Raw genomic sequence first — 13874 nt, 5'->3', positions numbered from 1 at the left:
CTCCTGGACTCAGGCCGGGTGGCCGGCGGGGCGGGAGGGGGTGTCGTCGAGGTGGTCGAGCTCGGTGAGCACGTCGGTCAGGGCACCGGTCGACCGCTCGACCAGGGGCCGCAGCCGGGCGTAGAGGGCGGCCTGGGCGGGGTCGGGCCGCACCGGCGTGGAGACCTCGACCAGCGCCGTCGCGGCATCCAGGTCCGGTAGGGCGCCCAGGGCGTGCCAGCCGAGCAGGCAGGCGCCGAGCCCGGTGCCCTCCGGCGAGTCGGCGACGCGGACCGGCAGGTCGAGGGCGGCCGCCAGGGTGGCGACCCACAGCGGGGAGGCGACCGCACCGCCGGTGGCCCGCACCTCGCGGACCGGGAGCTCCGCGGCGGCGAACGCGTCGCGCACCAGCGCCAGCTGCTGGCAGACGCCCTCGATCGCGGCCCGGACCAGGTGCGGCCGCCGGTGCTCCCGCCGCAGCCCGACGTAGGCGCCGCGCAGCCCCGACCGCCACCACGGGGCGCGCTCCCCCAGCAGGTAGGGCAGGCACAGCAGCCCGGCGCTGCCGGCGGGCACCCCGGCCGCCTCCTCGAGCAGGCGGGCGTCGAGGGCGTCGGCGTCCTCGCCCTCGGGCCCGGCCGCCCCGGCGTCGGCCCCCGCCGCCAGGGCCTGCGCCGCCCAGCGCACCACCGAGCCGCCGTTGTTCACCGCGCCGCCGACCACCCAGGCGTCGTCGGTGAGCGCGTAGCAGAACAGCCGGTGGGCCGGGTCGAGGGTCGGCGTCGGGACGACGACGCGCAGCGCCCCGCTCGTCCCGAGGGAGACCGCGGCGACGTCCGGGCGCACCGCGCCCACGCCGAGGTTGGCCAGCACGCCGTCGGACGCCCCGATCACCACCGGCGTGGTCCGCGGCAGCCCGGTCGCGGCGGCGACGTCGGCCCGCAGGCCCGGCAGCACGGCGGTCGTGGGCAGCACCTCCGCCAGCTGGCCGGGCCGGACCCCGGCGATGGCCACCGCCTCGGCGTCCCAGCGGTCCGCGCGCAGGTCGTAGAGGCCGGTGGCGGACGCGCAGGAGCGATCCAGCCGGTGGGCCCCGCCGGTCAGCGCCGCGACCAGCAGCTCCTTCACCCCGCCCCAGCGCGGCACCCCGGCCACCCGGTCGGGGTCCTGCGCCCGCTCCCAGGAGAGCTTGACCAGGGGGGACATCGCGTGCACGGGGGTGCCGGTGCGCTCGTGCAGGCCGGGGGCCCGCCCGTCGGCGACCAGGGCCGCGGCCCAGCCGGCGGCGCGGTCGTCGGCCCAGGTGAGCACGGGCCCGAGCGGGGTGCCGTCGTCGTCGAGCGGCACCAGGCCGTGCATCGCCGCGCTGAGGCTGATGCCGACGACCCGGTCGCCGCGGTCGCGGGCCGCGCGGACCACCCCGGTGAGCGCCTCGACCGCCGCGGCCGCCAGCCGGCCGGCGTCGAGCTCGGCCCGGCCCGGCGCGGGCACCTGCAGCGGGTAGGCGACGCTGACCAGGTCGTGCACCCGGGCGTCGGTCCCGGCGGTGACGGCCTTCGTCGCCGTCGTCCCCGCGTCCAGCCCGACCACCACGTCCACGGCGTCGATCCTGGGCGGCGGCGGAGCGGCGCGCGACCGGGAGCGCCCGCCCCGGCCGGCTACCGGTCGCGCAGCCGGGCGGCGACGGCCGTGCGCAGCGGCACCAGGACGACCCCGTCGCGCGCCAGCCGGGCGCGCAGCAGCCGGCGGTGGCGCAGCACACCGACCGCGCCGACGGCCCAGAACAGGTACTGGACGGCGAAGGCGGCCCGGAAGGCGTCCAGGTCGTAGCCGGTCGAGCCGCCGGGGGTCCGCAGGTCCAGGACCGCCCCGATGGCCAGGATCGTGAGCAGCGAGGCCACGAACCCGCCCACGTTCACCACGCCGCTGGCGCTGCCCTGCCGCTCGGCGGGGTTCCAGGTGCGGGCGAAGTCGAAGCCGATCATCGAACCCGGCCCGTTGGTGCCGAGGACGACGACGAGCAGCACGAGCAGCGGCAGCGGCGCGGTGCCCGGCCACAGCAGCACGACGGTCCACGCGGTCACCGTGGCGGCGGTGATGGCCAGGACGAGGGTGGAGCGGCGCAGCGGCCAGCGCCCGCACAGCCGGCCGAACACCGGGCCCACCACCATGCCGACGAGCACGAGGAAGGTGAGCAGCGCGGCGGCGGTGCCGGGCGCCAGGCCCTGCCCGGCGGTGAGGAACGGATAGCCCCACAGCAGCGCGAACACCGTGCCGGAGAACTGGGTGACCAGGTGCGTGTACAGCCCGATCCGGGTGCCGGACTCCCGCCAGGTCGCGACCAGGCCCGCCCGGACGGCGGCCAGGCCGGGCGGCGCGGGCCGGGTGGCCCCGGCCGGGACGTCGCGGAGCGTGGCGAGCACCAGCACGGCGACCAGCACGCCGACGGCCCCCGCGCCGAGGAAGGTGTCCTGCCACCCGACGCCGTGCAGCAGCGCGACGAGCGGGGTGGCGGCGGCCACCTGACCGAGCTGGCCCAGGATGCCGGTCAGCTGGGTGAGCACCGGCACCGTGCGGCCGAGGAACCAGGCGCCGATCACCCGCAGCACGCTGATGAAGGTCATCGCGTCGCCCGCGCCGACCAGCACCCGCGCGGCGACGGCGGTCGGGACGTCGGCGGCCAGCGCGAGCACCACCTGCCCGGCGGCCATGGTGAGCCCGCCGGCGACGATCAGCCGCCGGGAGCCGAACCGGTCCAGCGCGACGCCGACCGGCACCTGCATGCCGGCGTAGACGGCCAGCTGCAGCACGAGGAACAGGGAGACGGCGGACGCGCCGGCGGAGAACCGCTCCTGCGCCTCCGGCCCGGCGACGCCCAGCGACGCGCGGTGGAAGACCGCGACCACGTAGGAGACCAGTGCCACCAGCCAGACGGTGTACGCGCGCAGCGTCGCCGAGGGGTGCACCCTGCGGCCAACGCCGGCCGCGCCGCCGGTCATCCGCCGGGCCGGCGTGACCCCGCCCACGGGCGGGTCAGCCGCGCGGGACCTCGGAGAACAGCGGCCGGCCCAGCTGCGGCTGGGCCAGCAGCATGTCGTAGTCGGTGACGTTGCGGGAGACCGAGACGAGCATGGCGCCCGGCACGGTGGGGATGCCCGGGTGGGCCAGCGGGGTGTACTGCAGGTACCCGACCGGCCGGTCCTCCGGGTCCTGGGTGGGGTCGACCCGGTCGGGCAGGCCGCCCGGCGAGGAGAGCACCGGCCGGGCGACGAACGGCCCGGTGGGGGCGTCGGCGGACCAGATCGCCGCCTCGTCGGCGATGTCGCCGCCGAGCTTGGAGTAGGCCAGCCACCGGCCGTCGACCAGGTTCACCGACAGGGTCTGCGACACCCCCTCCTCGGCCCCGATCAGCGGCACGGCGCGGCTGCTGTCGGCCTGCCAGGCGCTGCCGTCCCAGTACTCGATCGCCGAGCCGTCCATCAGGTCGCCGGCCGGCAGCCGGGAGACGTACAGCTCGTGGCCGTAGACGTAGGCCTCGCCGGTGTTGCGGGTGCCGTACAGGTACACCCAGTCGCCGTCGTGCACCGACGCCGCGCCCCAGTGGACGGAGTTCAGGTCGGGGGTGTCCGGCGTCAGCTGCGCGGCCTGGCTGAGCCGCGGGACCCCGTCGGCGCCGACGGTGAACACGGCCACCGTCGTGCCGCGGACGATGAAGTCCCACATCCGGTCGCCGCGCTGCACCCGGGAGCAGAAGACGACGACCGTGTCGGTCACGTCCGGCGCCGCGTCCGGGCCGGGGTCCATCCGCAGCACGGACATCGGCCACACGGTCAGCCGGTTCGGGTCCAGCGGGAGGATCGGGCCGCGGTCCTCGGGGAGCAGCTGGGAGATGCAGGTGCCGGAGGTGACCAGCATCGAGTTGTCGACCATCTGCGGCTGCTCGGGCAGGACGTCCTCCTCCCGGATCGTGTCGCCCCACAGCCACACCACCCGGCCGTCGGCGAGCACCGCGCTGGCGCCGAGGTCCGCCGACTGCCACCAGCGCAGGTCGGACTCCGCGAAGGCGTCGTTGAGGTCGTCGGCGGTCAGCACCTGGCCGGGCTCCGGCGGCGGGCACGCCGGCTCGAGGGTGGCGGTGGCCGCCGACGCGGCCGGGGAGACCTCCGCCAGCGCCCCGCCGTCGTCCCGGCGCTCCTCCGCCGAGGGCGCCTCCAGCCGCACGCAGCCGGCCAGCAGCAGCCCCACCAGGGGCAGCAGCGCGGCGCGGCGGGTCACCCGCCCATGGTGCCCGATCACGGCGCCCCTCCCGCCGGCCGCGCGGCGGGCGACGGCCGCCGCGGCCGCAGCACCGGCAGGACGCCGGCGGTGACCGCGGCGAGGGCGACGATCGCCGCCACCTGGCGGGCGGTCCCGGTGCCGTCGGGGTCGGCGACCAGCATCGCCCCGGCGGCGAGCAGCGCCGCGGCGGCGACCGACCCGAGGACGGCCCCGCGCCGCCGGCCGCTGACCTGCGCCAGCACCCAGGAGCCGGCCAGCGCCGCCAGGCCGACGACCCCGCCGACCAGCGCGGTGCCGAGACCGGTGGCGGCGACGACGGCGACGCCGGCCAGCACGGCCGACAGGCCGGCCAGGACCCGGCTGCCGCGGCGCGGGCCGGCCCGCACCGGCCACCGCACCGGGAGCACGGCGAGCAGGAGGAGCAGGGCCACCGCCCCGGCGCCGGCCGCCAGGACCTGCCGGTACTCGGCGCCGGGCGGGAAGTCCAGCGCCACGGTGCCGGTCGGGCCGGCCGGCAGGAGGTAGCCCTGCTGCCAGCCGTCCACGGTCACGGCCTCGAGCTCCCGGCCGTCCAGCCGCGCGGTCCAGCCGGGGTTGGTGTTCTCCGGGACGACGAGCAGCGTGGGCTCGCTGCGCTCGGCCACCTCGACGACGCGGTGCTCGGCGTCCCACCGGGGGGTCTCGGCCGGCGTGCGGACGCCGTCGCCCTCCTTGACGTCGCGGCCGAAGCGGCTGAGCGTCACCGAGTCCACGGCGAGGGTGTCGCTGCTGCGCGCCAGGACCCGGTGCTCGCCCGGGGGCAGCCGCATGGCCGGGATGGCGTCGCACGGCTTGATCCGGACCGGCCGGCCGGAGACGAGCTCGCCCAGGGTGGTGTCGACCAGGGTCTGGACCACCGCGGCGTCCACCCGCACGGTGGGGCCGGTGCCGCACGGCAGGAAGACCTGCGTGCCGGGGTCGGTGGCCGGGTTGGGCACGCCGCCCAGCTCCAGCTCGGCCACGCCGACGCCGAGGGCCTGCTTCCAGCGGGTGGCGGGGTCGACCGAACGCACCTCGTCGGGCAGGTCGAAGGTGACGGTGAGCCGGTCGGTGACCAGCGGCGCGAAGCGGGCGGTGCCGTCGGCGGCCAGCCGGACGGTACGGGTCAGGCCGCCGCCGTCGTCCAGCGTGACCGCGGTGGGGACGGCGGCCGCCGTGCCGGTGGGGAGGACGACGCGGAGGCTGTCGACCGCGCGCACCTCGGGCAGGGCGACGGTGAGGCCGGGACGCACGTCGTCGCCGGCCGCGACCCACGCGGTGGCCGGGTCGCCGTCCACGGCGGCGACGGCGCTGCCCCGGGGGTCGGCGACCGCGGAGCTGCTGGCGTCGACGACGTAGGTGCCGCGCAGCTGGGTGACCAGCGCGTCGAGCGCCGCGCCGGGGCGGGCGACCGCCGTGGCGACGACGTCGTAGTCGGCCCAGGCGCCCACCGTGAACGTGCGGTCGAGGAAGACCGGCTCCTCGGACCCGGACACCAGCGCGCCGGCGCACCGGGTGGCGCCGTCGGCGACGACGACGCAGCCGCTGCGCCCGCGCTCGGCGTCGAACGCGTAGGCGGTGACCGGCCCGTCGGCCGGCGGGGTGACCACCGAGCGCGAGACGCTCACGCCGGGGATCCGGACGTCGGCGATGGCCAGCGCCTCCGGGTCCTCGGCGGTCGTCGCCGCGATGGTGAGGCTCGACGTGAAGCCGGGTGGCAGCGGCAGGACCTGCTCGTCGCCGGTGTCGGCGACCGGGACGGTCACCGAGCCGGCGTCGGTGGTGAGCCGCAGCTCGGCCGGCCGCGCCACCCCCGTCTCCTCACCGAGGGAGACCACGACCGTGGAGCCGGCGAACTGCTGGTCGGTGGTGACCCGCCACCACGGGGGCTCCCCCGACTCGTCCCACGGCGCGGGCCGCCAGGCGGTGGTCGGGTCGCCGTCCATCGCCGACCACGGCTGGGTGTCCATCCGCGTGGCGACGAACCCGTCGGGGTCCGAGGCCGAGCTCGAGGCGGTCGGGGTGCCCCCGATGTAGCGGACGACGCTCTCCGCCGCGGCGGCGTCGGGCACCACGTAGTCGCGGACCGGGGCGTCCAGCCGCAGCGGGTCGTCGGGGGCGAGGGCGCCGGAGGTGGCGCCGTCGAGCCGGCCGAACGTCCGCTCCCGGCGGACCAGCGCGTCGGTGACCATCGACGGCGCGGCCTGCACGGCGCCGCCGGCGGACACCGTGGGCCGGCCGGTGACCAGGCCGCGGTCCTCCAGCGACAGCACCGCCTCGGGCCCGCCGGCCACGGTGACGGCCTCCGACAGGGGTGCCGTCCAGGCCCGCGGCGCGGGGTCGGCCACGGCGTACACCTCGATGGCCGGCGCCGGCTCGTCGAGCCCGGCGTCGTAGACCAGGCCGTCGGCCACGGCGGCCGCGGTGCCCACCGGGCCGAACGACGCGACCCGGGTGATGCCCGGCGACTCGCGCAGCGCCTCGCGCACCAGGACCGGTCGCGTCGAGCGGGCGTCACCGGTGTCGAGGTCGTTGCGCAGCACGAGGTGGGAGATCCCGGCCCGGGCGAGGAACCGGGTGAGCCCGGCCGAGCCCTCGCCGAGCGCCAGCCGCTCCTCGACCGCGTCGAGCACCCGGATGTGACCCTCGGGGCTGAGCGGGATGGAGCTGCGGACGTCCCACGGCGACTCCGCCAGCGGCTGGATCACCTCGTCGGCGGCGCCGCCCCACTGGTAGGTGCCGAACGACGAGCCGGGCACCAGCAGCGCCCGGCCGCCGGGCTGCTCGGCGGCGAGGAAGTCGGCGGTCTGCCGCCAGTACCCGGGGACCTCGGTGAACCCGGCCGGCGGCGCGAGCCGCCCGGTCAGCGCCGGGGCGGCGGCCGCGACCAGCGCGAGGACGACGACGGCGAGGACGGCCCGCGCGCCGCCGCGCGCCCAGCGGGGCCGGCGTGACCGGCCCGGCCGGGCGGGGGTGCCTACGCGGCGCCGGCGCGCCGCCCGGAGCAGGACCGCGCCCAGGTGGGCCAGCCCCAGCACCAGGGGCAGCCGCAGCACCGGGTCGAACTTGTGCACGTTGCGCAGCGGCGCCAGCGCCCCGTCGAGGGCGTCGTGCAGCGGGCCGGCCCAGAGCCCGTCGACGGCGGCGAGGTGCCCGAGCGAGACCAGCCCCACGCCGGCGAGCACCCCGAGGACCAGCCACAGCCGCTCGGGCAGGTCGCGGCGGCACAGCGCCGCCAGCCCGGCCGCGGCGACGACGACCGTGCCGGCGACCGGCAGCGCGTCGTGCACCAGCGACCACCCCGCCGGCCAGGTGGGGCCGGCCGGCGAGGCCATCTCGGCGATCCAGTGCGAGGTGCCGCGCAGCACGCTGAGCACGTCGGTCGGCCCGGTCGTCGCCTGCGCGTTCTCGATGTAGAAGAGGAACGGCGGGCTGTACCGGCCGAGCAGCAGCAGCGGCCCGGCCCACCACGCGGTGGCCAGCCCGACGGCGAGCACCCACCACGCGACGAGCCGGCGGCGCAGCGGGCCGGCCGGCCGGGTGAGCAGGAACAGCACGGCCAGCGGGAGGACGGCGGCCGTGGCCACGGCGTTGACGCCGCCGACGCAGAAGACCGCCAGCCCCGACAGCAGCGCTGCCCGCCGCGCCGAGCCGTGCCGCGCGACCCCGGCCAGCGGCACCAGCACCCACGGCGTCAGGGCCATCGGCACGAGCTCGATGGAGGTCTCCCCCATCGTGGTCAGCATCCGCGGCGCCAGCGCGTAGGCGACCCCGGCCACCAGCGCCGTGACCGGGGTGCCGATCCCCAGCCGCCGGGCCAGCGCGACGACCCCGAGGAAGGCGACGCTCATCAGCAGCGCCCACCACAGCCGCTGGACCACCCACGCGGGCAGCCCGGCGAGGTCGCCCAGGGCGAAGAACGGCCCCATCGGGAAGAAGTAGCCGTACGCCTGGTTCTGCACCTGGCCGGCCGAGCCCAGCGGCTCCCACAGCGTGAGCGCCCGGCTCAGGAAGCCCCGCGGGTCGACGGCCAGGTCGAGCTTGGTGTCGCCGACGATCCGGCCGGGCGCCTGCAGCAGCGCCAGCACGACGAAGCCGAGGCAGACCAGCGCCGACCGCCCGCGGACCGCCAGCCCGGCGGCGCGCGAGCGCAGCGGCACCCGCGGCGCCGAGGGCGCCGGCGGGTCCACCGCAGCGGTGCCCGTGGGGGCGTCGGTGACGACCGTGGCCATGGGAGGGCCGACCTCGCCGGCGCTCAGGCCGCGGGGACGGCGACCCGGGCGGGCTCGTCGTCCACGTGCGGGGCGGGGGCCGGGCGGCCGCGGGCGACGAGCAGGGCGCCGAGGGCGGCGAGCGCGAGGCCGGTGCCGCCCAGCGACCAGGGCAGCACGGTGCCGAGCAGCTCCTGCCGGTCCAGCACCTCCCGGGCGCGGGCCACCCCGTCGGCGACCGACTCCTCCGACGAGCGCAGGGTGCCGGCCAGCAGGACGGCGCCGGGCCGGCCGTCGGCGCCGCGCAGCACGGTCGACGGGCGCTCCTCCGCGCTCACCACGACGCCGCTGACCGGCTCGACGAGCAGCGTCCGCGAGCCGGCGTGGACGACGTCGGCGGGCACGGTGCCCGCGGGCAGGCCGAGCAGGGCCGCGGGCACGGTGACGGAGTCGACCACCTGCTCGGGGACCTCCTGCTCGAACCGGTACACCACCAGCCCGCGGAACTGCTCGGTGCCCGCGTACCGGGCGGGCAGCGCCGCGCCGACCGCGCCGTCCCAGATGTCGTGGTCGCGCTGCCCGGTGCCCGGCGGGAAGGCCAGCACCAGCCCCTCGACGTCGGCGGGCCGGCCGTCGACCGACCCGGCGGCGCAGGCCCGGGCCGGCGCCGTCCGGCGGTCGAGGCAGGCGACCGTCGTCGTGGTGGAGACCAGCGTGCCGTCCGCGTCGCTGGTCGTGCTGCGGGCGGTCCAGACGGCGGTGTCCCCGTCGGCGTCCCCGGAGGCGGCGTCCCCGCGGACGTCGACCGTCACCGAGACCTCGGCCCCGGTGCGTGGCCGGAGGGTGACCGGGTCCAGGTAGGCGACCTCGCCGACGGCCACCGTGCGGAAGTCCTCGTCCAGGGCGAGCTCCTGCGGCTGGGGGGCCAGCCAGACCCGCAGCAGCACGGCCACCGCCAGCGCGCAGCCCCCGAGACCGACCAGGGTCAGCCCGACGACACGTGCCCGCATGCACTTCCTCTCGCCGCGACGGCTCGTGCGGTGGAAACGGCCCCAGGGTACGGGACCGGCCGGGCCCGACGGCGCAGGACGAACACCGGGTCGCGGGCCGTCACCCGGGCCCGGCGGGCGGTCGGCGGCGGCTACCCCGCCGCCTCCGGCTCGGCCGCTGACCTCCGCCGGAGCCGCGCCGCGCCGCGGCCCGGGAGGACCGCTGCGGCGGCCGCGGCCAGCGCCGCGATCGCGAGCTGCTGCCGCTCGGTGCCCGTGCCGTCGACGACGTCCAGCAGCACCAGGCCGGCGGCGAGCAGCGCCCCCGCGGCCAGGGTGCCGAGGACGGCGCCCCGCCACCGCCCCGCGCACCAGCCGACCAGCCAGAGCACGGCCAGGGCGCCGACGCCGACGGCGCCGCCGGCCAGCCCCATCCCGAGCGTGACCGAGGCGACGAGCACCGCCGTGGCCCCCAGGGCGGCGACGGTGGACCGGCGTCGCGCCCCGGCGGGACCACGCGGCGGGCGCGCGGGGAGGACGCAGACCAGCGCGAGCAGCAGCACCGCCCCCGCCCCGCCGACGAGGGCCAGCCGGTACGCGGACGCCGGCGCGAAGTCCAGCCGGACGGTCGCCGCCGGCCCCTCGGGCAGCACGTAGCCCTGCTGCCACCCGTCGACCGTCACGGACTCGAGCTCCCCGCCGTCCAGCCGCGCGGTCCAGCCGGGGTTGGCGTTCTCCGGCACCACCAGCAGCGTCGGCTCGCTGCGCGCGCCGACCTCCACGGTGCGGTGCTCGGCGTCCCAGCGGCTGCGTTCCACCGGGGTCCGGCCGCGCTGCGCGGTCGCTCCCGGGCTGCCGGCGCGGGTGAGGGTCACCGACGCCGGGGCGAGCAGCCCGCCGGCGCGGGCCTGCAGCCGGTGCTCCCCCTCGGCGAGGGCGACCTGGGCGCCCCCGGCGCAGACCTCGAGCGGGATCGGCCGGACCGCCGTCAGCGCGCCCAGGGTCGTCGTCGCCGCGGTCTGCAGCACTCCCCCGTCGACCTGGACGTCCGGCCCGCTGCCGCACGGGAACGCGACCGGCGTCCCCGGCGCCGCCGCCGGGTTGGGGCCGCCCACCTCCAGCTCGCTGACGCCGATGCCCAGCCGCGAGCGCCGGCCGGTCGGCGGGTCCACGGTCTCCCGGACGTCGGCCTGCTCGAGGGTGATCGACAGCCGGTCGGTCTCTACGGGCGCGAAGCGGGCCCAGCCGTCGCCGTCCAGCGGCACGGTCCGGGGCCCGTCCCCCTCGTAGACGGTGACCGCGGTGGCTGCGGAGGCCGGTGCGGTGGGGTCCGTGACGACCCGGAGCGAGTCGATCGTCCGGACCTCGGGGAAGGTCAGGGTCAGCAGGGGCCGCTGGTCGTCACCGCCGGCCAGCCACGTCGTCCGGGGGTCCCCGTCGACGGCCGCCGCGGGGCTGCCGCGCGGGTCCCACACCGTGCTGCTGCTGGCCTCGGCCGCGGGGCCGCCGCGGACCTGCGCGAGCAGGGCGTCGAGGTCGGGCCCGAGGCGGGGCAGCGCGGTCGCGGCCAGGTCGTGGTCGGCGGCCCCGGCGGTGTCGAAGGTCCGGTCCAGGACGAGGCGTTCCTCGGCCGCGTCGACGAGGGCGGCGGCGCACCGGGGCACCCCGGCGGTGTCGACGACGCAGCCGGTGCGGCCGCCCGAGACGTCGAAGGCGTACACGTCCACCGGCCCCTCGACCCGCGGGGCGACCACCGTCCGCTGCAGGGCGACCCCGGGGACGCCGACCTCGGCGAGCACGAGCCCGTAGCCGTCGGAGGCGTCCCCGTCGACGACGACGCTGCTGATGGTCAGGGAGGTCGTCTCCCCGGCGGGCAGCGGCAGGAGCTGGGGCTCGCCGGTGTCGGCGACGGGCACGGTGACCGCCCCCGCATCCGTGGTGAGCACCAGCCGGGTGGGGCGCTGGAAGCCCAGCCGCGCGCCGAGGGTGACGGTCACCCCCGGGGCCGCGAACGGGCTGTCGGTGGTCAGCCGCCACCACGACGGCGCCGAGATGTCGGCCCACGGCGCCGGCTGCCAGGCCGTCAGCGGGTCACCGTCGAGCGCCGCCCAGGGGTGGGTGTCCAGCCGGCCGGCCTGGAAGCCGGCGGCGTCCGAGGCGGAGCTGGACGCATCGACCCTCCCGCCGAGGTACGCGACCACGGACTCCGCGCCGGCCATGTCCGGCAGGGGGTAGTCCCGGACGGGGGTGTCCAGCCGCCGCGGGTCGTCCCGGGACAGGCCGGCCGACGTCGCGCCGGAGACGCGGCCGACGTTGCGCTCCCGCCGGACCAGCGCGTCGCTGACCACGACCGGGACCCCCGACGTGCCGTCGTCCCCGGCGGTCACCGTCGGCCGGCCGGTGACCAGGCCGCGGTCCTCCAGCGGCAGGACCGCGTCCGGGCCGCCGCGGACCCCGACCGCCGAGGACAGCGGCGCCGTCCAGGCCGGCGGGGCGGCGTCCGCCACGGCGTAGACCTGGACGGCGGGGGCCGGCTCGGTCAGCCCGGCGTCGACCAGCCGGCCGTCCCGCGGTGCCGGGGGGTCCAGGACCGGGCCGAACCCGGCCACCGGGGTGATGCCCGGGGAGGCCGCCAGGGCCTGCCGGACCAGGATCGCGCGGGTCACCCCCGCCTCGCCGGGGTCCAGGTCGTTGCGCAGCACCAGGTGGGAGATGCCGGCCCGGGCCAGGAACGGGCCCAGGCCCGGCGACCCCTCACCGCGCGACAACCGCGCCTCGACGGCGTCCAGCATGCGGATGTGCCCCTCCGGGGTGAGGGGGATCTGGTTGCGGACGTCCCACGGCGACCGCGCCAGCGGCTGCAGCGGCTCGTCGGTGGCGGAGCCCCACGCGTAGGTGGCGAAGGCCGACCCCGGCACCAGCAGCGCCCGCCCGCTGGGCTGCTCGGCGGCCAGGAACTCCGCCGTCTCCCGCCAGTAGCCGGGCACGTCCTCGAAGCCGCTCGCCGGCAGGAGCCGGCCGGCCAGCGCCGGGGTGGCGGCGGCGACCACCGTCAGCGCCACCGCGGCGGCCACGACGGCGCGCGCCGTCAGCCGGACCGCGCGCCCGGCCCAGGTGCGCGCGCGGGACCGCCCGGCCGCGCTCCCCCGCCCGGCGCGCCGGACCAGGACGGCGCTCAGGTGCGCCAGGCCCAGGGCCAGCGGCAGCCGCAGCACCGGGTCGAACTTGTGCACGTTCCGCAGCGGGGCCAGCGGCCCGTCCAGGGCCTCGCGCAGCCAGCCCGCCGCCCATCCGTCGACCTCGGCCAGGTGCCCCATCGACACCAGGACGACCCCGGTGAGGACGCCCAGCACCAGCCACCGCCGCTCGCGCAGGTCGGAGCGGCACAGCGCGGCCAGGCCGGCCGCCGCCAGGACCACCGTGGCGGCGGCGGGCGTCGCGTCGTGCACCAGCGACCAGCCCGCCGGCCAGACCGGGCCGTCGAGCGTCTCGAGGTGGGCGATCCAGTGCGAGGTGCCGCGGAGCACGGTGAGGACGTCGGTCGGCGCGGTCGTCACCGCGGCCGTCTCGATGTAGTCCAGGAACCGCGGGCTGTAGCGGCCGAACAGCAGCAGCGGGACGGCCCACCAGGCGGTCGCCAGCGCGACGGCGAGGACCCACCAGCCGATCAGCCGCCGCCGCAGCGGGCCGGGCGGGCGGGTCAGCAGGTACAGGGCGGCCAGCGGCAGCGCCGCCGCCGTCGCCACCGCGTTCACCCCGCCGATGCAGGCCACCGCCAGCCCCGAGCGCATCGCCGCCCGGCGCGCCGAGCCGTGCACCGCCACCCCGGCCAGCGGCACCAGCACCCACGGCGCCAGCGCCATCGGGACCAGCTCGGCCGAGACCGCCCCCATGGACGTGAGCATGCGCGGCGCCAGGGCGTAGGCGACGCCGGCGGCCAGCGCGGTGGTCGGCGTGCCGATCCCCAGCCGGCGCGCCAGGGCCGCCACGCCCAGGCACGCGACGCTCATCAGCAGCGCCAGCCACAGCCGCTGCACCAGCCACGGCGGCACCCCCAGCACCTGCCCCAGGGCGAAGAAGGGGCCCATCGGGAAGAAGTAGCCGTACGCCTGGTTCTGCAGCTGGCCCGCGGCCCCCTCCGGGTCCCAGAGCGTCAGCGCCCGGCCCAGGAACCCGAGCGGGTCCACCACCAGGTCCAGCTTGGTGTCGCCGACCACCTCACCCGGGCGCTGCAGGACCGCGAGCACCACGAAGCCCGCGCACACCAGCGCCGCCCGGGCGGCGCCCAGCAGCCGGTGGACCCGGCCGGGCCCGCTCGGGGCCGGCTCCGCGGGCGCGGCCGGGCCCGCGGCGGGCGGGCCGGTCAGCTCGTCGAGGGGGGTCGACGCCATGTCGCGAG

At 78.6% G+C, this 13874-nt stretch carries 6 protein-coding genes; all 6 read right to left on the bottom strand.

What is annotated here, in order from left to right; translation table 11 throughout:
- Positions 1–9 precede the first annotated feature (9 nt).
- The 6 genes from ACI79F_RS08425 to ACI79F_RS08400 all read right to left on the bottom strand — a co-directional run bounded on the left by ACI79F_RS08425 (position 10) and on the right by ACI79F_RS08400 (position 13866).
- The gene (locus ACI79F_RS08425; protein ID WP_456545701.1) at positions 10–1578 is read right to left on the bottom strand and encodes a gluconokinase; all 1569 of its coding nucleotides are present in this window, start codon (positions 1576–1578) and stop codon (positions 10–12) included.
- A 59-nt stretch (positions 1579–1637) separates the two neighbouring features.
- Positions 1638–3005 carry an MFS transporter gene (locus ACI79F_RS08420; RefSeq protein ID WP_456545702.1) on the bottom strand — a complete coding sequence of 456 codons (1368 nt, stop codon included), beginning with the start codon at positions 3003–3005 and terminating at the stop codon, positions 1638–1640.
- A 7-nt stretch (positions 3006–3012) separates the two neighbouring features.
- Positions 3013–4254 (bottom strand): DUF4185 domain-containing protein, encoded by a 1242-nt coding sequence (locus ACI79F_RS08415; RefSeq protein WP_456545703.1) that lies wholly within the window; start codon positions 4252–4254, stop codon positions 3013–3015.
- 17 nt (positions 4255–4271) lie between these two features.
- Positions 4272–8507 carry an alpha-(1->3)-arabinofuranosyltransferase domain-containing protein gene (locus tag ACI79F_RS08410; RefSeq protein ID WP_456545704.1) on the bottom strand — a complete coding sequence of 1412 codons (4236 nt, stop codon included), beginning with the start codon at positions 8505–8507 and terminating at the stop codon, positions 4272–4274.
- A 23-nt stretch (positions 8508–8530) separates the two neighbouring features.
- Positions 8531–9496 carry a DUF3068 domain-containing protein gene (locus tag ACI79F_RS08405; protein ID WP_456578894.1) on the bottom strand — a complete coding sequence of 322 codons (966 nt, stop codon included), beginning with the start codon at positions 9494–9496 and terminating at the stop codon, positions 8531–8533.
- Between the two features lie 131 nt (positions 9497–9627).
- Positions 9628–13866 carry an alpha-(1->3)-arabinofuranosyltransferase domain-containing protein gene (locus tag ACI79F_RS08400; RefSeq protein WP_456545706.1) on the bottom strand — a complete coding sequence of 1413 codons (4239 nt, stop codon included), beginning with the start codon at positions 13864–13866 and terminating at the stop codon, positions 9628–9630.
- Positions 13867–13874: the final 8 nt, after the last annotated feature.

This window comes from Blastococcus sp. SYSU D00868, from assembly GCF_054050575.1.
The sequence above is the reverse complement of the archived record's forward strand: the minus strand, read 5'-3'. Positions and strand labels throughout refer to the sequence as shown.

Excerpts from the sequence above, each read along its gene's own strand:
- ACI79F_RS08410 (WP_456545704.1), bottom strand. The coding sequence starts at position 8,507 with ATGGCCACGGTCGTCACCGACGCCCCCACGGGCACCGCTGCGGTGGAC.
- ACI79F_RS08405 (WP_456578894.1), bottom strand. The coding sequence starts at position 9,496 with ATGCGGGCACGTGTCGTCGGGCTGACCCTGGTCGGTCTCGGGGGCTGC.
- ACI79F_RS08400 (WP_456545706.1), bottom strand. The coding sequence starts at position 13,866 with ATGGCGTCGACCCCCCTCGACGAGCTGACCGGCCCGCCCGCCGCGGGC.